20 protein-coding genes and 1 pseudogene are annotated in these 25,356 nt (G+C 68.2%); 9 read left to right on the top strand and 12 right to left on the bottom strand.

All coding sequences use genetic code 11. The annotated features are described in order from the left end of the window. Positions 1-416 precede the first annotated feature (416 nt). The 4 genes from HTS88_RS01500 to HTS88_RS01485 all read left to right on the top strand — a co-directional run bounded on the left by HTS88_RS01500 (position 417) and on the right by HTS88_RS01485 (position 1,728). Positions 417-623, top strand: a complete 207-nt coding sequence (locus HTS88_RS01500; protein WP_229666519.1) for a ribbon-helix-helix protein, CopG family — start codon at positions 417-419, stop codon at positions 621-623. Next, positions 620-988 (top strand): type II toxin-antitoxin system death-on-curing family toxin, encoded by a 369-nt coding sequence (locus tag HTS88_RS01495; RefSeq protein WP_174174749.1) that lies wholly within the window; start codon positions 620-622, stop codon positions 986-988. Before HTS88_RS01500 ends, HTS88_RS01495 begins: the two co-directional genes overlap by 4 nt. Positions 989-1,356: 368 nt before the next feature. Then, positions 1,357-1,497, top strand: coding sequence for a hypothetical protein (locus HTS88_RS01490; RefSeq protein WP_174174747.1), 141 nt, complete (start codon positions 1,357-1,359; stop codon positions 1,495-1,497). A 24-nt stretch (positions 1,498-1,521) separates the two neighbouring features. After that, positions 1,522-1,728, top strand: coding sequence for a hypothetical protein (locus HTS88_RS01485; RefSeq protein ID WP_174174745.1), 207 nt, complete (start codon positions 1,522-1,524; stop codon positions 1,726-1,728). 120 nt (positions 1,729-1,848) lie between these two features. Here HTS88_RS01485 and HTS88_RS01480 read toward each other — a convergent pair whose 3' ends face one another. The 3 genes from HTS88_RS01480 to HTS88_RS01470 form a co-directional block, all read right to left on the bottom strand. Next, positions 1,849-2,301 (bottom strand): hypothetical protein, encoded by a 453-nt coding sequence (locus HTS88_RS01480; protein ID WP_174174742.1) that lies wholly within the window; start codon positions 2,299-2,301, stop codon positions 1,849-1,851. 178 nt (positions 2,302-2,479) lie between these two features. After that, the gene (locus tag HTS88_RS01475) at positions 2,480-2,644 is read right to left on the bottom strand and encodes a hypothetical protein (protein WP_174174739.1); all 165 of its coding nucleotides are present in this window, start codon (positions 2,642-2,644) and stop codon (positions 2,480-2,482) included. Next, complete coding sequence (locus tag HTS88_RS01470; protein ID WP_174174737.1) at positions 2,641-3,285, bottom strand: hypothetical protein; 645 nt, start codon at positions 3,283-3,285, stop codon at positions 2,641-2,643. The genes HTS88_RS01475 and HTS88_RS01470 overlap by 4 nt, the downstream gene beginning before the upstream one ends. Positions 3,286-3,591: 306 nt before the next feature. On the opposite strand from HTS88_RS01470, the gene HTS88_RS22105 reads away from it, so the two are divergent. Further along, positions 3,592-3,738, top strand: a complete 147-nt coding sequence (locus HTS88_RS22105; RefSeq protein WP_246255878.1) for a hypothetical protein — start codon at positions 3,592-3,594, stop codon at positions 3,736-3,738. A 625-nt stretch (positions 3,739-4,363) separates the two neighbouring features. Here HTS88_RS22105 and HTS88_RS01460 read toward each other — a convergent pair. The 4 genes and pseudogenes from HTS88_RS01460 to HTS88_RS01445 form a co-directional block, all read right to left on the bottom strand. Further along, the gene (locus HTS88_RS01460; RefSeq protein ID WP_174174734.1) at positions 4,364-5,539 is read right to left on the bottom strand and encodes a serine hydrolase domain-containing protein; all 1,176 of its coding nucleotides are present in this window, start codon (positions 5,537-5,539) and stop codon (positions 4,364-4,366) included. Positions 5,540-5,761: 222 nt separating this feature from the next. Continuing rightward, positions 5,762-5,958 (bottom strand): annotated as a pseudogene (locus HTS88_RS01455) (AMIN-like domain-containing (lipo)protein); the annotation flags it as partial. Between the two features lie 89 nt (positions 5,959-6,047). Further along, positions 6,048-6,218 (bottom strand): hypothetical protein, encoded by a 171-nt coding sequence (locus tag HTS88_RS01450; RefSeq protein WP_174174732.1) that lies wholly within the window; start codon positions 6,216-6,218, stop codon positions 6,048-6,050. 633 nt (positions 6,219-6,851) lie between these two features. Then, the gene (locus HTS88_RS01445) at positions 6,852-7,301 is read right to left on the bottom strand and encodes a peptidase inhibitor family I36 protein (protein WP_174174730.1); all 450 of its coding nucleotides are present in this window, start codon (positions 7,299-7,301) and stop codon (positions 6,852-6,854) included. A 432-nt stretch (positions 7,302-7,733) separates the two neighbouring features. Here HTS88_RS01445 and HTS88_RS01440 point away from each other — a divergent pair, with 432 nt between their 5' ends. The 4 genes from HTS88_RS01440 to HTS88_RS01425 are packed head-to-tail and all read left to right on the top strand — an operon-like array spanning position 7,734 to position 19,171. Next, a complete protein-coding gene (locus HTS88_RS01440; protein WP_174174728.1) occupies positions 7,734-13,682 on the top strand; it encodes a DUF6603 domain-containing protein in 5,949 nt (1,982 codons plus the stop codon). Next, positions 13,570-14,415, top strand: coding sequence for a hypothetical protein (locus tag HTS88_RS01435; protein ID WP_174174726.1), 846 nt, complete (start codon positions 13,570-13,572; stop codon positions 14,413-14,415). Before HTS88_RS01440 ends, HTS88_RS01435 begins: the two co-directional genes overlap by 113 nt. Then, positions 14,397-18,065, top strand: coding sequence for a hypothetical protein (locus tag HTS88_RS01430; RefSeq protein WP_174174723.1), 3,669 nt, complete (start codon positions 14,397-14,399; stop codon positions 18,063-18,065). Before HTS88_RS01435 ends, HTS88_RS01430 begins: the two co-directional genes overlap by 19 nt. Before the next feature lie 53 nt (positions 18,066-18,118). Next, positions 18,119-19,171 (top strand): tartrate dehydrogenase, encoded by a 1,053-nt coding sequence (locus HTS88_RS01425; RefSeq protein WP_174174721.1) that lies wholly within the window; start codon positions 18,119-18,121, stop codon positions 19,169-19,171. On the opposite strand, the gene HTS88_RS01420 is transcribed toward HTS88_RS01425, so the two are convergent. The 5 genes from HTS88_RS01420 to HTS88_RS01400 all read right to left on the bottom strand — a co-directional run bounded on the left by HTS88_RS01420 (position 19,168) and on the right by HTS88_RS01400 (position 25,290). Beyond that, positions 19,168-20,364 (bottom strand): MFS transporter, encoded by a 1,197-nt coding sequence (locus tag HTS88_RS01420; protein WP_174174719.1) that lies wholly within the window; start codon positions 20,362-20,364, stop codon positions 19,168-19,170. The genes HTS88_RS01425 and HTS88_RS01420 overlap by 4 nt on opposite strands. A 20-nt stretch (positions 20,365-20,384) precedes the next feature. Beyond that, the gene (locus HTS88_RS01415; protein WP_174174717.1) at positions 20,385-22,397 is read right to left on the bottom strand and encodes an aconitate hydratase; all 2,013 of its coding nucleotides are present in this window, start codon (positions 22,395-22,397) and stop codon (positions 20,385-20,387) included. A gap of 74 nt (positions 22,398-22,471) precedes the next feature. After that, positions 22,472-23,554, bottom strand: a complete 1,083-nt coding sequence (locus HTS88_RS01410; protein WP_174174714.1) for an ABC transporter substrate-binding protein — start codon at positions 23,552-23,554, stop codon at positions 22,472-22,474. Positions 23,555-23,587: 33 nt separating this feature from the next. Beyond that, positions 23,588-24,454 carry an ABC transporter permease gene (locus HTS88_RS01405; RefSeq protein WP_217432077.1) on the bottom strand — a complete coding sequence of 289 codons (867 nt, stop codon included), beginning with the start codon at positions 24,452-24,454 and terminating at the stop codon, positions 23,588-23,590. Beyond that, positions 24,451-25,290, bottom strand: coding sequence for an ABC transporter ATP-binding protein (locus HTS88_RS01400; RefSeq protein WP_174174712.1), 840 nt, complete (start codon positions 25,288-25,290; stop codon positions 24,451-24,453). The genes HTS88_RS01405 and HTS88_RS01400 overlap by 4 nt, the downstream gene beginning before the upstream one ends. Positions 25,291-25,356 lie beyond the last annotated feature (66 nt).

The raw sequence follows: 25,356 nt of genomic DNA, 5'->3' as shown, positions 1-25,356 counted from the left end.
TGCCGGATTCATCCTGTATTGCCAATGCTCTTCGGAATGCCTCCGCTACTCACAGCCGGGGACAAATCCTCGTGAGTTATCCACCGCTACCGCTGCCGAGGGAGCTCTCCAAACGGCTCCCAAAAGAATCAGCCATGGATAATCCGAATTGACCCCAGCCACGGATAGCTTTAGGGGCACCTTGGGTGCCGCGCAGCACTGCTGGAAACGATGATTGTCCTTGACAATCCCTATTGAGATTCCTTACGGCCGTCGCCGGCCTTGAAACCCTCGACAGCGGGCGTGTGATGCTGGACGGACAGCTTGAAAAGAACAGAGCTTTCCAAGACACCGCGACCCTGCTCGGGTGAGTCTGGTCCAATTAGCGAGGCGTGCAGCCCAGTCAAGGGCGGGTACCGGTTTGGTACCATGTAGGCATGGCTATGAATCTCCGTGTCCCTGAAGACCTCGATCGGCGGCTGGAGAAGTTGGCTGCCGAGGAACATACGTCGAAGTCCGCGCTTCTGTTGCAGGGCGCAGAGTTGGTTCTGCAGCGCCACGCGCGCCGACGTGAAATCAGCGCAGGTCTTGATTTTGTTATGAGTCATGACGCTGATCTGCTGAAGCGCCTTGAAGACGCGTGACAGCGTACCTGGACATTGAGGATGCCCTTCAGGTAGTTGATCGGTACGGCTTCCATATCCGTGATGTCGGGTTGTTGGCCTCAGCATTGGTCAGGCCGGCTACGACTGTCCTGGGCGCGGAAGCCTATCCGGAGCTCGTGGTGAAGGCGGCAGCCTTGTTGGAGTCGGTCGCCCGGTTCCGTCCACTCGTTGACGGCAACAAACGGACGGCTTGGACGCTCATGGGGCTGCTGCTGTGGATCAACGGTTACCGGCATGACTTCACCACGGATGAAGGCTTCGACCTCGTCGTCGGAGTCGCCGCGGGCACTATCGACCTGCCGAATGCTGCCGCCGAGATTTCCAGGCATCTGGTGCCCCGGTAGTCCTCCAGCGCCCCCGAAAGGGGGTATGGACATTGTCCACACTTTGGGCTTCGGACTGGGTTGTAGGTCGGTCGGACTGCTCCGAATTCCGCATGTTCTCGCGGGTTCCCCGTGTTTGCAGGCCTGGAATGTAGTTCGAGTCCCACCTCGGGCACCGTGTTTCCCAGGTCAGACGCATTCGAAAGCGCATCAAAACGGACGGGTCGTCGTCCTACATGGTGTTGCGGCGAGACCCGAAGAGCCGCGAGGCCTGACAGCCGCCACGTTTCGTCGAAGCTGAAACTCTGAAGAGGCTTCTGTGCGCGAATGGTCAGTCGTTCGAGATCGCGCAGCATGCCATCCTGTCCAACGAGAAGCGCACGCCAACTGTGGCTGAGGTCATTCAGGAACACATCGACCTGCTGATCCGTCCATCCAGCGGAACCACGAAGACGTACCGGACCATGCTGGACCTGCATATCGGAAACGTCATCGGCTATTTACCGTGGACAAGCTGGATTACCGACTGATGGCGCACTGGGTGAAGTCCAACCATGAATACCGCGAAGATGTTGGGGTACATTCCGTGGAACCCTTGCCGCGGCGTGCAGCTGCCTCGTATCGAAAAGGCGGAGGACGAGGCCATCTTGCTTACCCATGCGGAGTTCAGTCTCATCGTGGAGGGTATGGGGGAGCGGTTCAAGGCCTTCACGAACTTCCTGATGATGACAGGCACCGCTTCGGAGAAGCAAGGGCTCTGACCGTGGCTGATGTGGACCTGCTCTCCAAGCCACCCACCGCTCGGATCAACAAGGCATGGAAGCGGGACAGGCAGAACCAGTTCTGTGTTGGCGCGACGAAGACAGGTGCCGGTAGGCGCACTATAGGGTGCGGGCCCTGATGTTTAGGCCGACTTTCTGAGGTTCCCCCGGGCCGGGGCTGGCGACAGAGAGCCAGTAGTTGAATTCGCCGTCCTTTCCCGTAAAGAGGCAGATGGTGCTGTTCCCGATGACGTTGGGCTGTCGCTTGCACGGTCCGTCGGCAGTCATCTCGACACCGACCCCCGAGACTACTGCCGCGACGTCGTTATCGGTGAGCTCTTTTCCGGTCTCCCACCGACGCGACATACTCGGGCACGGGTTCGTGCTGATGCACATGAACCGCTCGGGCCGGACAATCTCGTCGATCAGATTCCAGTCGGCCGGGATGGCGAAACGGTCTGCCTGTGACAGCATTCGGTCGGTCACCTTGTCCTCGGCGGAGCGGACCATGAAATGGGCCGTGGCAGCAAGAACCAGGATCACGGCGAAGGTCAACCAGAGTTTGTGCTTCACTGATCGGTACTTTTCGGGGCTCGCCGGCGGGCAAAGACCCAGCTGCCGGCCCACAGTAGGACGACGAGAAGCAGGGTTTCTATGCCGTTGGGGGCCAGGTTGAACACCGCCAGAACGTACGGGAGCGCAAAGACAAGGAAGACCGTCCCGACGACGGCTACGAGCCAGCCGCGGGCAGTCACACTCCCTCGCTGCTGCTGTTGATCCCATCCCGCGCCTTCTGCCGCCGCTCATCGGCTTGGATGATGCCGTCACGGACGGCTGCGCGGATGACGCCGTAGAGGACGTAAAAGAAGATCGCCGCAAAGACGACTGCCAGGACCGGGTTTTCGAGTGCGGTCATTCCGGCCCGACCTCCTCCGGCCAGTACTGCTGAACCGCTGCTGCGGCCGCTCGGAGCCGGTTGCCGTCCAGGACGATGAAGGATTCGGGCATGCCCATGCTTGTCCATTGGGCAAGCAGGCGGAGATCCCCGGCTGGCGGCAGCGGCCACAGCCAGAGGGTTCCCATTGCCGACATGTCATCCTCCCCGCCGTTGCCCCCTCTGGGGCGGAACTCGAACACCGGCCCGCCAGGTTCCTGGTCCCGGGGCACAGATTGCTCATACATCGCGAGGGATGATGTGCTGGCCTTGGAGCCGTCCGGGAACTGCATTCCGAACAGGAGGACGGAATCAACTGAAATGGCCGCATCACGCAAGTGCGGCGCAGGCCGGTGGAAGACACCGTTCATCTCGGACCATATCCGGTCATCCTGGTCAGTGCGGCGCAGCATCCAGGACATTTCAAAGACGCAGCCGGTCGAGTACACCTTGGCGGCTTCAATGGCCACCACAAAGGTGGGGGATTTGTGGATGAACTGGCCCACGGGAACGACGGCGGGCAGCTCGTATCGCGGGGCAGCAACCCAAGGAGGCGGAGTGAACTGCGGCGTCCTTGGACGGGAAGGCGGTGTAGGGATCGGATAGTCCTGGAAGAATGTCACGGTCATCCTTGATTTGCTGGCGGCGACCGACCAGCGGAACAGCGGTACGAGCCGCCGTGGATCCCCCAATCCGTCCTTACCCGGCTCAGTCTAACTCCGGCTGGCCACCAGCTTGAGGACACGCCCGCGAGCTCCACGAGACTATCCGTGCCCGGAAGCACCCTGGTCCTATGACGGCTACAACTGTTGAGGCGGCGATCCATGAACTGATGATCTCGCCTGGAATGTTGTCCATGACCTGCTCGAGCAACGGGGCTGCTCGGGGACGGGTCGTTCATCGATGAATACACCGGGATCCATTCCTGGGTGGAGGACCTCGCCCGGTACACGGTGGTCCACTCCCGGACGGTTGCGGTCCTGTTCGTGGACACCCGGCCCGTGGACGCCATCGCCTTCAACCACGATCTCCTGGGCGCCGACGACCTGAAGAGCGTCTTTCGGGTTCCGGTGTAGGCGCAGGCTGCTCTAGCCATACTGACTGCCTCTTCTCCGGGTGGTTCCCGAGGGCCATGTTTAGCCTTACGGGCACATTGCACGGTCTGCCAAGAGACAGCTGAGTATGCCCCAGAAGAGACGTCGCCATGATCCTAAAAACTGCTTTGCAGATGGGGCATCGGCCATCACTGGCTTGCCCAAATGAACGACGGATAGCTTCGTCGCCACTGCATCCACTGTGGGAAGGAAGATCCCCACAGTGCCCGATGGTCGGGGAGGCTCGCCAGCGGTGATCACCCCGAAGACCCCACACCCGCGACTACTACTAGGAGCTGGATTGTCATGCTCACGCAAATGCTGTGCAAGCTCAATCTCCATCATCATTGGCACGTCGATCACAACGATGACGGTGGCCTATACAAACGCTGCCTGCATTGCGGCAAGGACAGCGCCGACGGGGACGGGGCCGCCAACGACTGGGCGCTAAAGCGGTGGTGGTAGGTGACCACCATGGGCGGTACATAGCATCGTGATTTGAACCGGACACACCAGTGGTGGAGGCAACTTTGGTGCTTGGGCAGGCGGGTGAAACGCGGCAGCGCTGTTCAAGTCAGAGGCTGCGTCAGCGGGCCGTTGACCACCTTTAGTTGGCCGGCTTGCAGATGCGGTCCAATGTTTCGTTGAGTGTGGACTCGATCCGGTCGTTCAGGTAGTCACGCTTGTCTTGGGTGGAGGGGTCCTCGAGTTCCGTGGGCATTGGTGGTGTTGTGACTGTCATCGCGGCCTGATACCGCCCGTCCGCGCTGCTGACCGCCACGGTCTGGTAGTCCCAGAACCCGCCACGGCCCTCGTGCCGCGAGTCTTCCGAGCAACCGTCCGCATGCTCCCACACGCCCAGCCCATACGGGTGAAAGCCTGGGCTGGTCTTCATTTCCCGCAGGGACGACGCTGAAACCGCCCGCCCCTGGAAGATTCCAGCCATGAGGAGGTTCAGGTCCGCCATCGTCGATATAGCGCCCCCGGCCGGGTTGCCGGCCAGGAAGGTGTTGTCAGTGGTGTCTACTAGTTCACCGCGCAGGGTTACGTAGCCGTGCAGAATACCGGTTTCGTGCGGGTCAATACGGTCCAGGCTGGTGTTCTTCAAACCGAGAGGGCCTAAGACCTCTTCCTGCAGAACGTGGACGATGGGCTTGTCCCGCAGCGTCTGGATGAGGAGGCCGAGTGCGAGATAGTTGGTGTTCGAGTACTTGAATGCCCCGACATCATCAGATCTCCAGGGAAGGGTCCCTGCCAGTTGCAGGCCCCGCTCCATCGTCAACGTTTGTGCGAGCACAGGGCGGAAGTCAACATCCTTCGGCAGGGCATCGGTGACTTCGGGCATTCCGGAGGTATGGCTGAGCAGCTGCCTCACAGTAATCGGGGCTGGTGGCGTGAGTGAAGTCGTGAATCCGGGAATGACGTCGTTGACGGGATCGTCGAGGCCGATGAGGTTGTCGTCCACGAGCTTCAGCACGGCCACAGCCGTCACCGTCTTGGTGACGCTGGCGACAGCAGCACGGTCCGTTGGCTGCGCCGGGGTCCTGGTCTCAAGGTCACGCACACCGTAGGCCCTGGACCACTCGCCCTTGGGCCAGCGAATCTGGACGACAGCGGCCACCGCGCCCTCGTCCAGAAACAGCTGGACCTGATGCTCCAAGGAAGCGAAGGGTTTCGGTGAGCTTGCTGACGGTGCGGGCTTATCGGTGGACGAGATACAGCCAGATACAAGGAGGACGACTGCGAGGGCCGCCTGCCGCCACACGCGGTTTTTCGTGCTCATTGCCGCATCCACTCGGGACGTCGTTACAGGTTCGGGGCCGTCCGCGGCACCGGATCCGGCCAGACCTGCGGCGGCACCGTCGCCCCAGCCCCTCAATCTTATGACTGGGCTTCGTCTTGGGGAACCCTTTGCCCAGTAGCTGTCTTCTTGGGTACCAGCCGTACCCACAGAAAAGGTGCCGCACCACCGATCTGGGATACGGCACCCCTTTTCTGGACGTAGTCACCAGAAGTGGGCGACGTGCACTATCAGCCGGGAGCCGAACCCTGGCCCGTCGAGTGTGAAGACCCGGAAGGGAAGTCGGGCGCGGACGCCCAGGCCGATGCTGGTGGAGCCTTCGAAGCTTCCGGCGTAAACCACTTGCCGGAAGGTCTGTAGCCGGCCACGTTGGACAGCTCAGCCTTGGCGGCCGGGTTGTAGTTGACGTTGTCGTTTTGTTTGGTGACCCTGCGGTCCAGGATGCGGCTGCACTCATCAGGCGCGTCATCAGCAAGGCACTCAGGCGCGACTAAGCGGCCCTTTCATCGGAGCCCGGCATCTCCGCCCTCTGGGCCGTGCGTGTGGCCTGGGATGGCGGCCGGCGCCGGGCTCTGACCACCACAATCAGCATCGTCAGGACGGTGACCGTCCAGGCGATCGCGGCGAGGAACACCAAGACGATCGCCACTAAGGGGTGCATGCCGAAAGTCTAGGACCGTGCCGCTTCGATTCCCGGACGCAACTCCGCAGGATGGGAGCACGAAAAAGGTGCGCCCCTTTAGCTGAGCGCACCCTTCTCGATTCCCCTTCACACCACCGGATCCCCATCCGATTGGATCTATCATAAGTATGCTTAGCAATAGGTGTGCAAGCTCGCGGCCCACACCGCGACAGGTGTTCCAGCCAGCACATGCTCGTGGCTGTCTCTTGGATAGCGTCCTCCATCTCGGGGACGAGCGGAGGCGCGTCTGAGTACGTGGCGGCCGACGGCGTGAGCGACGCAACAGCGAGTTCCTCGGCGGCGTCGGCCTGATCCGACGGCCGTCTTCACAACGCTTGGCCTCATCCTCATCGTTGCCGGACTGAGGGGGAGACGACGGGACGAAGTCCGCAGTTCGAACGTGGGCAGTGGCGCATCACAGTCCGGACGGACCAACGTGGAGGTTATAGCGCACACAGCCTGCACCATTCTTTTCGGACGTGGCCGACACCCAGCAACGGGTGCAGGCCTTCCTCTGTCCTGCGGACTCGCTTCTTATGAAGCCCCTCCGCAGCGCCAGTGTCCCTGGCGCTGCGGAGAAGGTCCGGCGTTACAGCCTCGGCCAGTCAAAGGCTAGGCCCAGGACTGGTCCCGGTCGAGGCAGGCACCGCCGTTGTAGGCTACGTGGATTGAGCTGACCCTGTTTTTCATCGCGCCCAGGTTGAGACGGTCCCCTGGTTGGATGTACCAGGCGTAGCCTTCGCAGCCGGGGCTGTCGTAGATCGTGACGTACGCGTACGTGTTGTTGACCATGGATGCTGCGTTGTTGTTGACCTGGACGCCCCATCCGTTCCTTCCGACAGGGCCGTCGGTGAAGAGCTCATTGCCCATGGTCGCGTCGCTGTTGGCGTAATCGGCGCGTGCGCCCTGGAAGTCGGAGTTGAAGTAGAAGCACACCCGTGATGTCGGGCACGCGGTTCCTGTGCCCGAGGCATTGGCAGCAGGCGCGCCCGCCAGGAATGCGCTGGCACCCAGGGCCAGTACAGCCGCAGCAGTAGCCGCTTTACGCGTTGCGAGTTTCATCAAGTTCCCCAGTCATTTTTTGTAGGCGGACGAACCAATATCGTCCGGGTCACCCAGCAGCGGCGCCGTCATCATTCTCTGGCATCGACGTCTTGCCGGCCATGGGGACACCTGCCCCAACCCAGGGGCCGGGCCAGGCGTTCCGTCCGGAACCCTGGTGGGAAGTGAATGGGGCCTGAAGGAAGGCGGGGACCCCAGCGTCCAGTGGTGGCTAAAGCAAGCCCCGTGGCAGGTCTTTTGGCCTCGGTCTGGCCGTAACGCGGCAGTAACGCTCACGTCATTAGGGTCCGGCTATCTTTACGTTGCGTTCACTGAGGCCCGGGGAGCTGATATGGCCAATCGCACATCTTGGAAAGAGACACAGGAGTACCTGCTGGCCAGTGGACTCGATCCTTCAGCCACTGATGGCCGTTCCCGTCGAACGGTTCTGTCATGAGCCTCTGGGACGATCTCCCGTCCGACCTCCGTAACACTGGAGCGCTGGATCCGCTGGAGAATGCCCTCAAGGCGATTGACACCGCCGGCCTGACGCCGCGCGAGGTCACCGACGTGGATGGCACCTGGAGCGTCCGATCCGTCGCGGTGGACGTCCCGCAGCTCGCCGGGGTCAGCGTCGACCCCGCGACCGGGCGCTGGGGCGGCGCCGGGCCGTCCACGCCCATCGAGCTCACCGGCACCCAGGCCACCATCGCGTACGGCCGCCACCTGGCCGGCCCGGGCGGCACCGAGGACGGCGGCTGGCACTTGGACCTGGACGTGCCCGGGATCCGGCTGCTCGTGCCCTACCTGCGGGGTGCGATGCTGGACACGCGCGGCCAGCTGGTCTTCGACCCGGCCAACCCGCAGGTCAGGTTCATCCTGCCGCGTATCGTCATTCGGACCATGCAACTGGCCGGGGCCACTGTCGGCACCCGGCTGCGCTCGGCGTCGACCTCGGGCAACCCCGTCGACGACATCTACTCCTTCATCCGCATGACCCCGGGCCACGCGCTTATCGGCCCGGGCAATACAGTCGGCTTCGCGTTCCGCACCGCCGAGCTCGACCTCTCAGCCCTCGCCGACCCGCCCGGGCTGCCGCCCGGGGCGCGAGCCGTCCCCGGCGAATGGCAGGGACTGCACCTGCCGGAGGTCCGGCTGTTCGTGTCCCCGGACGGCCTTGAGGGCCTGGCCGTCTCGGCGGGCGTCCGGGACCTGTGGATCGGGATCGGGGCGCACGACGGCGTGACGGGCGCCTTCAGTGCCGAGGTCGTCAACCGCGGCGGCTCCCCGGCGGTGCTGGCCCGGTTCATCAGCCCGGCCGGGCGGCACATCGTAGCGGTCTCCGGCGGAGCGGTCGAGGCACCGGACCAGAGCGTGTTCCTCGTCGACGCCTCGGGCGGGCTGGCCCCGCACACCATCAGGATCGAGGTCGTCGGCGGGCCGACGGTCGCGGGGGACCGGCTGCCCGTGACGGTGCCCGCGGCCGGCACTGTCGAGCTGCGGGTCACGGTCACCGACACCGGCGGGCACTCCCACGGCCCGGTTTCCTTCCGGGCGCTGCGGCCTGCCGCCGGTGATGGGGCCGCTCCGGCGCTGGCGAACCCGGCAGCGCTGCGGCTGCTGACGCCCGAGCGCGGGCGGATGGTCATCGTCTCCCAGACCGCCACCGACGTGACCGTGCGGCTCGACCCCGAGGTGCCTGCCGAGTGGGTGTGGCCCGGCGGCACCTCGACTGGGACCCGGGCCACCCTGGCCGTGGCGCCCGGCAGCACCGCGGCGGTTTCCGGCACCCCGACCCAGCCCGCGGACGCCCGCCCGACCACGCTGGACTGCTACTTCCGGTTCAACCACCCCTTCCCGAGCGAAACCACCGACGCCTGGTGGCGCAACCCGGCCAACACCGGCTCGGCACCGGCGTCCGGGCGGACCACCGCCCCCGCCGGGGATGCCTTCTCCGACCTTGCGCGGTCACGGCAGCCCGACATCGGTACCACCCCGCTCGTTGTGGACGGCTACGCCTCCTACGAGGGCAACGACACCCCCACGAAGCGGACCAACAACCTGGAGCTCAGCCAGCGCCGCCTCGACGCGGCGGTCGAAATCCTGCGCGATCTGGGCTACGCCGCAACCGCCGGCACCCCGCGCGGCCACGCCGACGCCCGCGACCACACCCCACTTGACCCGCCCACGCCGGCGCCGGCCGAGACATCGGGGGAGTGGTGGCTCGCCCGGGCCCGGGCCGCCGCGGCCCCCGCCCCGGAGGCCGTCCGCGCCGAGCTGTCCCGCCCTTCGGTCAGCCAACCGCCGGGGCAGCGTGACCCCCAGCCCCCGGCGTCCGGCCGGCCGGACTGCTTCCGCCGCCTCGGCGTGGAGGTGGAGCTGATCCGGACGACGTTCGTCCGGCTCGAGATCTGGGGCGAGTTCGACGTCCAGACGGCCATCGAGGCCTCGCTCGACGAAGGCGGCCAGCCGCCGCTGGGCGGGCGCGGTCCCAACCCGGGCGACGGGCTGTGCGCGTTCCGGGTCCGGCTCCGGCTGGCCACCGACCGGGAATCCTGGCAGATGTTTGGGGAGTTCCGCGCCCTCGAGGCCGACCTCGACGGGCTCTGGGAGGGCCGCCACACGGACGCCGGCATCGATGCCGGCAGCCTCAACGTGCTTGGGGCGCTCACCGTGATGGGCCCCCTCGCCGCCGGCGCCGCCGACCTCTCCCCGGCGGCCGGGACCCTCGTCCAGCTCGGTTCGGTCGCCCTCGGCGCCAGCAGCCTCGTGCGGACCCGCGTCCTGACCCTGCGCGGCGCCGAGGTAATGGTGAGCGACGGCATCATTGCGCCGGACGGCTCGACCACCACCGACCGCGGCACGCAGGTCAGCGTCCTGCTGGACGTGGAGGTGCAGTTCTGGTTCGACCTGGCCGTGATCCGAGTGCCGGAGGACCGGCCGATCCGGACCCGCTACAAGGCGGTCGGCGTCCGGTCGGAGTGGGGCACCGGCAGCGAGGCCGAGTACGTGCCGATCCCGGTGTTCGACCCCTCCCGGGGCTACGAGCTCGACATCCAGCCCGGCTCCCTGGTCGCGACGCCTCCGCTGGACGAGATCCTGCGCGTGTTCGGCGTCCGCGTCAGCCGCGACAACCCGACCTACCTCGAGGTCGAGGCCGGCATCGAGGTGCCGCTGGGCCCCGTGACAGTGGACACCATCCGCGTCCGGGCGAGGCTCGACGCCGTCGAGCTCCCGCAGCTGACCAAGCTCGGCGCTACGCTCGACATCCCCGGCACGGTCCACGGCGCGGGCTCGATCGAGCTCACCGGCGCCGGGTTCAAGGCGGCGTTCGACCTGACCATCGTGCCGCTGGGCATCCGCGCCGCCGCCACCCTCGCGATCGAGACCAAGGCCGGCGTCACCGGCCTCCTGATCGGCGTAGAGGTCGAGTTCCCCGCGCCCCTCCCGCTGGGCAACTCGGGCCTGGCCCTGTACGGCCTGCTCGGCGGGGTCGGCGTCAACTACGGCCGGCTGGAGAACACCGCGGCGCGGGTCCCGGCACTCGACTGGCTCATGGCGCAGCTCGCCCCGCCCCGCAAGAGCGTGATGCATCCGGACGGCTGGACCCACAGAGCCGGCTCCTTCGCCGTCGCGGTCGGATTGCTGCTCGGGACCACCGAGGGCGGGTTCATCCTGCACCTCAAGGGCATCCTCCTGGTCGAGGTCCCCGGGCCCCGGCTCCTGCTCGTGATGAAGGCGGACGTCCTGAGCCTCCCGCCGGCCCTGGGCTCCACCCAGGAGGCCACCTTCCTGGCAGTGCTGGACATCGACTTCGGTGCCGGCACCATCACAGTCGGCGTCGTCGCGGACTACGCCGTCGAGCGGATCCTGCGCATCCACGTCCCCGTCACCGCCTTCTTCGACGCGCGGAACCCGGAGAAGTGGCTGGTCGACCTCGGCTCCTACGACGACCGGGTGACCGTGAAGGTCCTCGACGTGTTCACCGGCACCGGCTACCTCATGGTGCACGGCGACGGCATCGCCATCCCGCCCCTGCCCGCCACGACCGGCCTGTCCGTAGCCACCGGCTTCCACATCCAGGCCGTACTGATGGGCTCCAAGGCAGCGCGGCTGTACGTCGAGGCGGCGGCGGGGTTCGACGCGGTGCTCGGCTTCGACCCGTTCTTCCTGGCCGGCAAGGTCTACGTCCGGGGAGAGCTGCGGCTGTTCATCGTCTCCATCGGCGTGAGCGCCGAGCTCACGCTCATGGTCGGTACCCGGATCGAGGACGGCGTGCCCCGTGACGACCCGTACCTGCATGGGGAGGTCTGCGGAAGGGTCGACTTCTTCTTCTTCAGCGTCAAGGGCTGCGTCGGGATCACCATCGGGCACGAACCGGATCCGGACCCGCCCGTGCGCGACCTCGTCGCCGGCCTGTCCCTGGCCGGACGGACGCCGGCGCTGCTCGAGGGCACCGCCGGGCGGCCCTCCGATTCGACGGTCGGCCAGGCTGCCGGGGTGGACGGTGCCATTGTCCACGGCGAGGTGCCGACCGTGCCGCTCGACGCCGTCCCCGTGCTCCGCTTCCAGGTCGCGCCCGACGCCGAGGGGCTGAGCGTGCTGGGCCAGGCACCGCTCGGCTCGACCGGGGCGGCGGGCGCCGGCGCCTGGCGCCGGATCGGGGAGCGCTGGTGGGCCTACAAGGTCACGGGCGTCACCCTCAGCGGCACCCTCACCGCGGGCACGACGCCGTCCGTCTGGTGGAGTGCGTCGTCGCCCGGCTCGTCCACCGCCGAACCGCCGGCGCTGGCGTTGCTGCACTGGCTGCCGACGCCGTTCACGAGCACCGTCACCTACGGCGAGGTGCTGCGCGAGCGGGTCGAGCACCGCTGGGGGACCGTCTGCCGCCCTGCCGCGCCGCCGCAGCCGCAACTGTGGACCTTCTTGGGCGAACCGCTCGGGCCCAGCGCCACCGGCTGGCGGCTCGACCCGGTGCTCTGGCCGGACCCCGACGGGCTCCTGCGGACCTCCCCGGCCGGGCGCCGGCTGCGGGTCACCGAACCGTGGCGCACGGGCGACGAGGCGGCCGACCTGCTGGCCGGCGGAACCCCAGCCGAGGTGGCCGGCGACGCCGTCGCCTGCCCCACCGACCGTACCCCGCCCGAGGACCCGTTCAGCCGCTGGGTCCAGGACAACGGCCCCCTTGACCCGACCACCTGGGCGGGTGCCGGGGCCGCCACCTACGCCGAACTGGCCGGGCTGCTCGCCGCCGGCGCCACCGTCAACGACGTGGCCGGGCATTGGCTCGAGCGCAGCCCCGACCCCGAGGCCGGCCGGCTCAAGGGCTGCGAGGGACGCATCCTCGCCTCGCCCGTGCGCACCGACGGCGAGCCGCTGACCGGCAGCCAGGCCGACCGGGAACTCGTTGAGCGGGCCCGGCAGGAGGCCGGCTGGCGGCCCGACCCGCTGGCCGACGCCGTCGCGTTCTCGCTCGGGGAGGACCTCGCCGCGTTCGACCTGCTGCTGCTCGTTCCCCGGGAGAAGCACCGGACCCTGCTCGTCGAGGTCCGCTCGGCGGCGGGGGAGGCCCTCGACCGCCGCGAGGTGGACTGGCCGGCGATGGTTGGCCCCGCCAATCCCCTGCCGGAGCGCTGGGTCGCTCCCGGCGGGCCCTGGGCCGAGCCGGTCGAGCTTGCCGGGCGCATGGCGGCGAAAATTGCCGGGGCTGACCGGGACCGGCCGATGCCCGCCCTGATCCGCTGGGAGGAGCTGCCGGAGGGCGCTGCCGCCGTCGTCGTCGGCTGGGGCCAGGAGCACGGCCAGCGGATCCGCGCCCAGCGCTACTGGGTGGTCGCGGCTGCGGGCCTGAGCCGGGCCGAGGTGCGCCGGTACGAGTACGACGAGACGGTCGTGTCCCGCGACCGGGACGCGCTCGAGACCGGCCTGACGCAGGACCCCTCCGACCACGCCCTGCTCAAGCCGGGGCAGACCTACGACGTCACCGTGAGCTGGACATACGACGTCGAGACCGGCGACCCGGTGCCGACGCGGACACCGTCCTTCGCCGACGAGCACACGCAGACCTTCCGGTTCGCGACCGCCCCGGCGTCCGAGGTCCCCGCCGACCTGGGGCCGTGGCTGCTCGACACCAACCCGGGGATGGGCGATGCCGGCGTGTTCTGCCGGGAGCCGTTGCGGGTCACGCTCGCCACCCAGAACGTGCTCCGGCTGTTCGATGCCTACGACCACCGGCTTGAGGTGACCGTGCTCGCCGCCTCCGGCCACCACCCCGCCCCGCCGGGCGCTCGTGCTGCCGGTCGAGGCGGTGCTCGCTGCCGGTTCGGTGCTGCAGCCCAAGGCCAACGCCGTCGTGCTCACGCCGTGGGACCGGGCGGTCGGGGAGCTCGTGGACGCCCTTGAGTGCATCGGGGCCGGGCACGTCACCCGGGACGTGGAGGAGATCGTGCTGGCGTATGAGCTCGAGCCGCTCACCGACTACCTCCTCGACATCCATGCGGTGCCGACCGGCAGCGGGCCGCGGAAGCGGGTGCACCGGGCGAACTTCACGACCTCCCGCTTCGACGACCCCGATCATCTGGCCTCGTGGATCGCGCCGGCGCCGATCGACCACCGCGTGGTCCGCGACGCCGCTCCGCTGGCCGGCCTGCCGGACAGGCCGACCGGACGGGAGTGGGACGACGCCGTCCAGCTGGCCGGGCTGCCCGTTCCGCAGACCCCGTCCGCACCCGCGGTGGAGGTCTGGTGGTCGGCCGACGCCGTGCCGCAGCCGGTCGCCGTCGTCGTCGAGTGCTCCGAGCAGCTCGTGCGGGAGCGCGTCATGCCGGTCCAGCTGAGCTCGCCGCCCGACGGCGTCGACCCCTCGCACGCATGGTGGGCCGCCCGCCCGGCCACCTGGCTGGACGTGCGGCCCGCCGCGACGCCCCCGGACCCGGAGGCCGCCGCAAGCGCCTGGCGTGTGGTCCGCGGGCCGGGCGGCACCCGGGCGATGGTGCTCCTGGCCGCGGGGCAGCGCGGCCGGCGCCTCACCCTCGAACTGGTGCAGGCCCCAGACCCGCTCGCGGCCGATCCGGGCCGGGCCGTCACGATCGTCGACGTGACCCTGACAGGGGCACCGTGGGAGGTGGAGTTCTGATGCGCACGCACGACGTGAGGAAGTTCCGGGCTGTGGGCGCACGGCTCGACTGGCTGGACATCGCCCGCCGCATGCTGCGGGCCGGGCACGGTGAGGGGATCGACGATGCGCTGCTCGAGCGGCTCAAGGAGCGCGGCCCGGACACCCGGCTGGCCTGGGGTTGCTCCGCAGACCTGGGCGTCCCGCGCGACGCGTTCATGGTGTGGGGCCGGCCGGTGCGGGACCGCCGGCTGCGGAACGCCGAGCTAATCGGCGTCCCCGTCGACGAGGGGGAGCTGGTCTGGTGGGGCGGTGAGGAGGCCGCGCAAGTGCAGGTCCGGTGCCAGGTGCAGGACCCGGCCCGGCCGGCCGCGCTGTTCCTGCTGCGGACCGGGCTGGACCCCGCCGGCGCCGTCGGCACCGCCGCCGTGGCACCTGCCGGCAGCCCCACCGTGACGCTTACCGCCAGCGCGGGTGCGGCCACCCACGCCGTCCTGGTCAACGGGCACGCGCTCGCGGTGCGGATCCAGACCGTGCAGGAGGTGGTCGACGCCGACGACTGGCAGCCGCTCGAGCGCGTCGGACTGCCGGTCGACGGCCACGAGCTCGGTGAGTACGTTCCCGACGATCAAGGCCCCGTCGTCGCACCGGCCGCCCCGCCGAAGGCCGCCGCCCAGCGCATCGGCCGGGCCGGGGTACCGCTCGGCTGGTACCCCGTGACGGAGACCGGCCGGGCCGCCCCGCCGTGGAAGCCCTCGGACGCCGACGGGCTGGTGGAGGAGACCCGCACGTTCCTCCTGCCCGAGCTGCGTCCGCTCTACGCGTCCGGGACCGCCGAGATGGACCAGCACTCACTTGAGGACCGGCGCGCCGTCGACCCTCCCTCCCGTGCGGACGGCACCGCCGCGGACCAGCCCGCGAGCGCCCGGCTCAAGCCGCTCGCCCTCCTGCTGCTGGCCGCGGGCACCGACCCGGCGGCGAACCTCGCGACGGGCTTCGGCACCGCCTACCGGGCGGCCGACCTGGCGCAGCTTATGCCTGACCTCCGGGGCGAGCTCGAGTACCTTGTCACCGGGCACTACCGGCGCTCGGTCCTCGGCGACGGCGTCGAGGTGGCCGCGTACATCCCGCCGGTGCAGCGGCACGCGGTGGTGCCGCCGGTCGTGGACCTGCGGGCCGCCCGGGCGGCGCTGCTGCCGCCCGCGAGCCCCGATGGGCCGTTCCGCGAGGCGATCGAGGTCAGCTGGCGGCCGGGCCCGCGCCTGGCGACGATGACCGGGCCGGTCGCGCACGCCTTCGCCGGCTGGCGCCACGGCGCGGGGTCTGCCGAGGACCTGATGCCGGAGCGGCTGCTCGGCGGTTCCCAGCCGCGGGCCATCCCCCGCCTAGACACCGACGACACCACCGTGGCCGGCGCGGACCGGCCGATGGTCGTCCAGGGCGACCAGGAGCTGCCCGTCGACGGGTCTGTCGGCCGGGGGTACGCGGTCGCTCAATGCGACATCTTCGGCGTCTGGTCGCATTGGGAGGACGTGGAGCTCACCACCTCCTCGCCGGGTGTTGCGCCGCCGCGGCTCACGCATCTCACGCTCCTGGCCACGTATGCGGGCTCCCCGGTTTGTCCGTCGCTGCTGACCGTCGACCTGGCCACAGAGTGGTCGCAGCGAACGCCCGCCGCGATCGACCTGCGCGCGGTGTTCTACCCGATGCCCACCGGCTCGACACCGGCGCCGTTCGGGACGCCGCCGACGCCGCCCCCGCCAGCGCCCAATTTGGGGCTGGCCAGCACCCTCACGTTCACCGGCGACGCGGCCACGGCGTCTGCGGGGACAGTGGTGCCGCTGCGCGAGGACGGCTCGGTCTCGCCGGGCTGGGGCACTCCGGAGCAGGCCGGCGAGGCGCGCTCCTACCGGCTCACGGTGCCCGGGCCCGGCCTGGACTTCGGGGCAGTCTCGCGCTGGGGAGTCCAGGTCTGGGCCAGGCAGGCCGCGCCCGGCATCGCCGCCCCCAGCGTCTGGGTGCCCGTACCCGCACAACCTGCCACGGCGGTCGCGGCCAGCCCCGTCCCCGCCGTGCCGACGCCGCCACCGCTGCCCCCGGGAGTACCGCTGGGCAGCACCCCGGACGCGCAGGGTGTGTCCCACGCGAAGGTCGGCTGGTCGGGCCTGGCCGGACCGCACGTGGACCGGGTCGTCGTCTGGGAGGCCTCGGAGACCACGCTGCGCCAGCGGCTGGCGCCAGGCAGCCCGCCGGACCGGACGCTCCCGCTCGGCGTCCGGCTCCAGCAGCTGTGGGACCTATACGACGCCGCGCCCGCCGCCCAGCGCCCCCTCGGCTTCCGCCGGGCCGCCGAGGTGCCGGCCGTCCCTGCCGCCGCCGATCTGACCCTGGCCCGGGGGAGCGAGGACATCCACCTGTTCCTCGTCACGGCCGTCACCACCACAGGGGTCGAGTCGCCCTGGCCGGCCGGGGGCGGCGGCCTGCCCGCACACACCCACCTCCAGGCGGTGGCCGCGCCCCGGCTGCGGCGGCCCGCCACGCCGCTCGTCCGGCCCGCCATCCAGCCCGACGGCAGCCTCACCGTGGCTTTCGAGGCGGCCTCGCCGATCCCAGTCACCGCCTTCGAGGTGTTCGCGACGCGGTCCGGGCTCGCGGCCCGCGACCACCTGACGATGGGGCCGCCCCTGGCCCAGGTTCCGGCGGGCGCCGCGTTCGACCCTGCGACGGCGGATCCGCGGCTGGACCCGATCACCCGCCAGCGGGTCTGGACCGCAGACTGGTCCGGCGCCCTGCCGCCCTCGTGGGAGCCGTGGCACCTGCGGGCCGTCGCCGTGCCGGAGCACACGGTGCCCGTCTCCGCCGAGCGCGGCGTGGTGTCACCGGCCTCGGACGTGGTCACCGCCGTCGTCCTGCCCTCTGCGGCGCCGCAACTCGACGCGCTCGTCGCGGAGGTGGTCGGGGCCGACAACACGGGGCTCCTGGTCCGGACGGCGACCACCGCCGCTGACCGGGTGGTGCCCGCGGGGTCGCATACGGTCCAGGTGACGCTGGGCGCGGTCACCGGTCAGGTCCTGCCGCTCGAGGCGACCGAACGGGTGGCGGATGAGTCCACCCCGCCCGACACCACCGCCGGCCCGGTGGTTCAGCGGCTGCCGCGTACGGCCGGGCGCACACCGCTGCTGGTCTGGGGCCGCCGCGACGACCCGTCCGTGCCGGTCCAGGTGACCGTGCGCGTGGCGGACCCGCTCGGCCGGGTCGCGGAGCAGACCCTGCTCATGCCCGGCTGGGTCGAGCCGCGGCCCGATCTGGCCCTGAAGATCATCGACGTGGTACGGATTGCCGGGCGCGGCTACGTGGCGAGCCTGCTGACCAGCGCTGATCCAGCGACCGAACCGCCCCATGTCCTCACGGTCATCGCTTCACTGCCCGGTACCTTCCCGCCGGACCCTGTCAGGCGCCGTCCCTTGCGCGGCTCCTGGGAGCTCCCGGACATCCCCACACGGCGGTCCCCGGTGCCACCGCGGGGCGCAGAGATCATGGCCGTGCGGTCGAGGGGCCCACAGGGGACAGAGATCGGCCTCTGGATACCCGCCCAACGGATCGTCGCACTGACCGCGGCCATCACCCACCCCATCGAAGGTGAGGTGAACGACGGCTGGCGCCCGGCCTGACACTACGGTTCCTCCGCATATGCTCTTCGTATGCCACGAACGATTGGATGCTCATGAGCCGCAGTTACGTCATCGATGCGATCCCCGGCGACGGCATCGGCGTGGATGTCACCGACGTCGCGATGCAGTGCGTTGACGCCGTCGCCGGAGTCTACGGCTTCGGCGTCCAGTGGCGGGTCCGCGACTGGAACAGCGACCTCTACCGCAAGGCGGGCCGCATGATGCCCGTCGACGGCATCGAGCAGCTCAGCAGCGGTGACGGCATCTACCTCGGGGCCGTCGGGACGCCGGATGTGCCCGACGACGTCACGCTCTGGGGGCTGCTTATCCCGATCCGCCGGGAGTTCGACCAGTACATCAACCTCCGGCCCATGCGGTTGCTGCCCGGCGTTGTTGGTGCCATGCCCGGCATCGAGGACCTGGACATCGTGGTGGTGCGGGAGAACGTCGAAGGCGAGTACTCCCAGATTGGAGGAAGGTTCGGAGCCGGAACCGACGGCGAGTTCGCGGTCCAGGAGAGCGTCTTCACCAGGCGCGGTATCGCCCGGGCGGCGCGCTATGCCGCCAATGCTGCCACCGAACGCGGCGGCCGGCTCGTCTCCGCCACAAAGTCGAACGGCATCATCCACACCATGCCGTTCTGGGATGAAGTGGTGGCGGAGACAGTCAAGGAATTCCCCGGAGTCGTCGTCGAAAAGGTGCTCATTGACGCGCTGGCGGCACGGTTGGTGATGAAACCGACAAGCATCCGGACCATCGTCGCGTCGAACCTGTTCGGGGACATCCTTTCGGACCTCGTAGCTGGTGTTGCCGGGTCCATCGGCATCGCGCCCAGCGCCAACCTCAACCCCGAGCGGCGGCACCCGTCGATGTTCGAACCTGTGCACGGCTCTGCTCCGGATATTGCGGGCAAGGGTATCGCCAACCCGGTCGGCGCCCTGTGGGCCGCGGCAATGATGCTCGACCACCTCGGCGAGGCGGAGGCCGCCCGGTCCCTGACCTCGGCCTTCGAGGGCACGCTCGCGGACGGCACCGCGACGCCGGACCTGAAGGGCACCGCCACCACAGCAGAGTTCGCTGCCGCAGTGCTGTCACGCCTGTCCTAAACGACCGGCCCGCCGCGCAAACGCTTTTCCAAACGGAACGCAACCAGCGAGGCTCCCGCCCCGGCTGCTGCCACCACCGCTGCAAGCGTCCACCCTATGGCCGGGCTGAACCGGGAGAACACGATCCCGAACAGCAGCGGCCCCAGTGTTCCGCCAATGTAGGTTCCGCTTTGAGTGATCCCCGTTGCCTGGATGGTAAACGGATGGGCCGTGCGTGAGACCACGTAGTGGGCCAGGCCGTTCCAGCCCCAGCCAAGACCGAACGCGACGACGGCTCCGGCTGCATAGGCGACCGGAAAGCCGGACGCCATGCCGAGCAGTCCCAAGCTCCCCGCCCCCATCATCAGCGCCACGGTGGCCATCGAGCCGCCAATCCCCCGGTCCGCGGCAATACCTACCAGCGGGCGTGCCAGAATCCCGGCCACGCTGGCGCCGCCCAACAACAGACCTGCGCCTGCCGCGCTGAACCCCGCCTCCACAGCCATGGCGACAGTGAATGCGCCCACCACGTTGGCCTGCCCGGCCCCAAGGGCACTGGCAGCGGCGGTAGCAAAAAGGAACGGTTTCAGTCTCCGGGGAAGCGGCTCCCTGGCAGCTTTACCTGAGCGCCGTCGGACGGGGGCACTGCGGGGGAGACTGCGGAGAAGCACCGGGACCAGGGACGCCGCCAGCAGTGCTGCCAGGGCGAAGGTCCAGTTCCACCCGACGGTGAGGGCGAACACCGGAACGGACAGGCCCGCCGTAAGTGTCGCCGCCGGAATGGCTGCCTGTTTGAGTCCGAACGAGAAGGCGCGGTTACGTACCGCCACCTGATCCACGATCATGCCATTGGAGAGCGGATGGATCAGCGCGTTCGCGGCCCCGGCGAAACTGAGCCAGACGATCAGCCACGCCCAGTGCGGAGTGATAAAAGCGATCCCGGCCAGCGCCATAAAGCCCAGTCCGACGGCGAGCGGAACCCCGCGGCGGAGCCCCAGCCCGCTTGCCACATACCCCGCGGGGGCAGACAGCAACGCTGACACAGCCCAGAACGTGGCCACCGCGACACCGAGCACGGACGCCGTCATGCCCAGGTCCTGCTCGAGCTGGACAGCCAGCCCGCCGACAAGGAAGACCGGCAGCACCGCCACCACCGTTGTCAGCGCAGCGATGGCGGTGGCACGCTGTCCCGGACGACGCGCTGGTTTTCGCACCGGTTCGGCGGCTGCAGGCCTCACCGTGAGGATCGGCTCTGTGCGGATCGGCTCTGCGAAACGACCGCAACGTCATCCTGGACGACGGCGTCGCCGGCCAAGACAGAGCGCCCGCCGGCCCGCACCTGGGCGAGCAAGCCGCCGGCAAGGAGGACAGCACGCTCGGCCGGCGAGAAATCGAGCCCGAGCTCCAGATCCACGTCACCGTCCACCCGGGCGGTAACGGAGCGGGCCCCACTCGCCAGGGCATCGGCCAGTCCGTCGATCACCCAGCGCTGCCCCGTTGAGCTGTGCGCGTCGGAGGGAAGGATCAGCGGCACAATCCCGGCAGCGATCAGGTTCCGGCGGTGGATCCGGGCGTAGCTCCGGGCGGCGACCACCCGGACCCCGAGGTACAGCGGGATCAGGGCGGCATGTTCCCGCGACGAACCCTGCCCGTAGTTTTCCCCGCCCACAATGATCCCGCCGCCCCACTCCAGGGCCCGGTCGTGGAAACCAGGGTCCAGGCGGCGGAACATGAAGCGCGCGCACACGGCGATGTTGGACCACACCGACATGGCGATGGCGCCGTCGGGAGCCATGTCACCGGTGGAGATGTCATCACCGACGACGATCAGCACCCGGGCGTCCACGTCAGCCGGCAGGGGGGTTGGCTGTGGGGGCGGGACCAGGTTGCTGCCCCGCTCGATCTCGATGCTGCGACGGGCCTCCAGCGGCAGGACTCCGGCGATATGCAGGTCGTGGACCTCCGGGCGCGGCGGCGCAGCGGGGCGGAGCCCGCCGCGGCTGACGGTGGAGGCGTCGACGATGGCGCCTTCCAGCGCGCTCGCAGCAGCGGTCGACGGCGAACACAGGTATACGGAGTCCTCGGCTGTACCGCTTCGGCCCGGGAAGTTGCGGTTGAACGTGCGCAGCGACGGTGCACCCTCCGTGGGTGCCTGCCCGATGCCGACGCAGGGGCCGCATACCGGCTCGAGCATCCGCGCCCCTGCCTCCATGAGGTCCTCATAGACACCGGAGGCGATGATCGTCTGCAGGATCTGCCGTGATCCCGGCGTCACCGTGAGCTGGACGGACGGATGGACGGTGTGGCCCTTGAGGATGGCCGCCACAGTGGCCAGGTCCTCGTAGGAACTGTTCACAGAGGAACCGACGCAGACCTGGACCACCTCGGTGCGCGGCAGCTCGGACACGGGACGGACGTTCCCCGGCGAGTGCGGCAGCGCCACGAGCGGAACGAGACCCGAAAGATCAAGCCGCTCGTCGTCGTCGTACGCGGCGCCCGCGTCCGCTGCCAGGGGAACGAACTGGTCCTCGCGGCGCTGTGCCCGCAGCCAGGCGAGGGTCTGCTCATCGGAGGGGAAGACGGCGGTGGCAGCCCCTGTTTCGATGATCATGTTGCAGATGGTGGCGCGCGCCGAAACGGACAGGGACGCCACCCCGTCGCCATGGAACTCGAAGACCTTCCCGCGGCCGCCGCGCACGCCGTGGCGCCGCAGGAGCTCCAGCACCACGTCCTTCGCTTCGGCGTCCGCACCGAGCGTGCCCGTCAGTTCCACGCCCACGACGGCGGGGCACACGAAGTCGAACCCGTAGCCTGCCATCGCCACGGCCACCTCCAGCCCGCCGGCGCCAAGGGCGAACATGCCCAGGGCGCCCGCCGTGGAGGTGTGGGAGTCCGCGCCCACCAGGACACCACCGGGACGGGAGAAGTGCTCCAGGTGGATGTAGTGGGAGATGCCGTGTCCTGCGGGAGAGTAGCGCAGCCCGTAGCGGGCGGAGAGGGTGCGCAGGTAGTGGTGGTCCTGCATGTTTTTGTCGTCGATCTGCAGGACGTTGTGATCGACGTACATGACCGCCAGCGGCACCGCGATGGAATCCACGCCGAGCATTTCGAACTGCATGGCCGTCATGGTCCCGGTCGCGTCCTCAATGAGGATCTGGTCGACGGCGATGGTGATGTCGCTGCCGGGAGTCAGCTCGCCGGACGCGAGGTGGCTGGCGAGGAGCTTCTGGGTCAGGTTCTGGGCCACTGGGATTCCTTAGCGCTGTGCGTACAGACAACTGCGGCCCGCCGGGGGGATCGGCGGGCCGCAGGGGAGCAGGATTACTTGACGAATTCGTTGGTGTAGGTTTCCTCGAGCTTGATCTCGGCGTCGCCGACCTCCGGGTTGGCTACCCGCTGGGTCTCAAGGACGGCTTGTACGCCCTCCTCGGTGAAGGCGCCGTCCTTGCTCAGCGCCACCTTCATCTCTTCGATGACCTTGGCATACTGCTCGGGATCGCCGCCGGCGAACGCCTCGGGCATCTCGGCCGCGATTTCCTCACCGGAGTGGTCGGCGATGAACTGCAGGGTCTTCTTGATGGCGCTGGCCAGCTTCTTGGCCGACTCCGGGTTCTTTTCCAGCCAGCCGGAGGTGGCGTACAGGCTTGATGACGGCCACGCATCGGTGCCGAAGACCTCCTTAAGGCCCTCCGGCGTGCGGACGTCCTGGATGATGGTCGGCTCGGTTCCGAGCCGTTTGGCCAGGACGGTGACGTCCGGCTCGAGCATGACGGCGGCGTCCACCTGGCCCTGCTCGACGGCGGCAACGGCGGAGGACCCTGCACCGATCGCCGATATCGCAGCGTCGTCCAGCTTCATGCCGTTCTTGGAGAGCAGGTACTTCACGAACATGTCGGTGGAGGACCCCGGCGAGGTGACGCCCACGTTCTTGCCCTTCAGGTCGGCGACGGATTTGATGGAGTCCTTGTTCTTCTCCGCCACCACCAGCGCAAGTCCCGAGGACAGGTTCATGTTCACGAACGCCTTGACGGGCTGCTTCTTGGCCTGCATCTGGATTGTGTGCTCGTAGTAGCCGCTGGTGACGTCGGTGCTGCCGCCGATCATCGCCGTCAGCGCCTTCGAGCCACCCTGGAGGTCCTGCAGATCGACCTTGACGCCCTCTTCCTCGTAGTAGCCGAGTTCCTGGGCAAGGGTGGTGGGCAAGTACGTCAGCAGCGTCTGGCCGCCAATCCCGATGGTGACGGTCTCACCGCTGGCACCCGCGCCGCCGGCGGTCCCTTCCTGTCCGGGAGGCGCTGACTGCGGGGCGCCGCAGGCGGACAGGGCAAGGGCGAGGCCGGCGACGACGGCGAGGGGCTTGGCGAGGAAAACGCGGCGTCCTTGCCGGTTTGCGGAGCTGAACATGGGGTCCCTTTCGGACGGAGGGGCTGGGATTGGTTAGGAAGACTGCTGTGGCGGGCGCCAGCGCAGGAGATGGCGTTCCACGCGGTTGACCCCGAGGTCGATGATGAGCACCACGACCATCAGGATGAACATGCCGGCGAACACGCCCTCGGTGTCGAACACACCCTGGGCCTGGGCGATGGCGTAACCAACACCTGCCGAGGCACCCAGGTATTCACCGACCACCGCACCGGTAATGGCGAAGCCGACGCTGATGTGGAGGCTGGAGAAGATCCAGGTCAGGGCGCTGGGAATGAACACGTGGCGGAGGAGCTGCTTTTCGCTGGCACCCAGCATCTTGGCGTTGTCTACGAGGACACGGTCGACGCTCTTGACGCCTTCGAGGGTATTGAAGAAAACGATGAAGAACACCAGGGTGAAGCCGAAAGCCACCTTGGACCAGATTCCCAGGCCGAACCAGAGCAGGAAGATCGGGGCGAGGACAACGCGCGGGAGCGCGTTGAACATCTGCAGGAACGGGTCGAAGAGCCGTTCCAGGATGCGCACGCGGGCCAGGAGGAAACCGAGGACCAGGCCGGCCGCCGCACCAGTCATAAAGGCGAGGACCGCTTCCTGCAGCGTGATCCACAGATGCGGGAAGACGAAGCCTGTGGAGATCCAGACCCACACGGTCATCAGGATGTCGGAGGGCAGGGGGAAGAAGAACGGGTCGATGATGCCGACGCGTCCCAGCAATTCCCAGGCGCCGAGGACGGCGACGGCGAGGCCCAGTTGCCCCATCCGGATGGCGAAGTTCGACGTTTCGGGCCGCTTGCGCTTGGAACGCTGGACCGCCGCCGGACTCTGCTCCTTCCGGAGGGGAAAGCGTTGTGTTTTCTTGGAAGCTGGTGCCACGGTCATGCTGCGCTCTCTTCTTCCCGTGCCGATTCGTAGGTCTTGGAGACTTCCACCTTCAGGCGGCCCCAGATTTCCCTGTGGAGGTCGACGAACTTGGGATCGTCGCGAATGTCGAGGAGGTCCCGGGGTCGTGGAATATCGATCTCGTAGCTGCCGACGACGGTGCTGCCCGGTCCCGCGCCGAGGATGACCACCTCGTCGGACAGGGCAATGGCCTCGTCCAGGTCGTGGGTAATGAACACAACGGCCTTGTTCGATTCCTGCCAGAGCTGGAGGAGTTCGTTCTCCATGATCTGGCGGGTCTGTACGTCGAGCGCGGAGAAGGGCTCGTCCATCAGCAGAATGTCCGGATTGACGATCCAGGCCTGGGCGACTGCCGTGCGCTTGCGCATGCCGCCGGAAAGCTGGTGGGGGTACCGGTCAGCGAAGTTCTTCAATCCCACCTTCTCGAGCCAGCGGCGGGACTCGTCATAGGCGTCGGCCTTGGAGACCCCGGCCATGGTGAGCCCGAGGCTGACGTTGTCGATGACCGATTTCCAAGGCAGCAGGGCGTCCTGCTGGAACATGTACGAGGCGCGGCGGTTCACCCCGTGGACGGGCTCACCGAAACTGTGGACGGTGCCGGACGACGGATTCAAGAGCCCCGCCGCCATGTTGAGGATGGTGGACTTACCAGACCCCGTCGGGCCAACAATGGAGACGAACCGTCCGGGCTCAACCTTGAGGTCGATGTCCCGGACAGCGAAGTACGATCCACCGCCGGGAGTTGCGAACTCCTTGGTGCACGCGTTGAGTTCAACCGCATAGTTTGAAGATTCAGGCTGTGAGGGCTGCGTCATTGCTATTCTCCCGCTAACCACATTGTGAGTTGATGGCCATATAGTGGGCACTAGGCTAACAGTAAC

It is taken from the genome of Pseudarthrobacter oxydans, assembly GCF_013314975.1.
In the GTDB taxonomy this organism is placed as follows: domain Bacteria; phylum Actinomycetota; class Actinomycetes; order Actinomycetales; family Micrococcaceae; genus Arthrobacter; species Arthrobacter oxydans.
The sequence above is the reverse complement of the archived record's forward strand: the minus strand, read 5'-3'. Positions and strand labels throughout refer to the sequence as shown.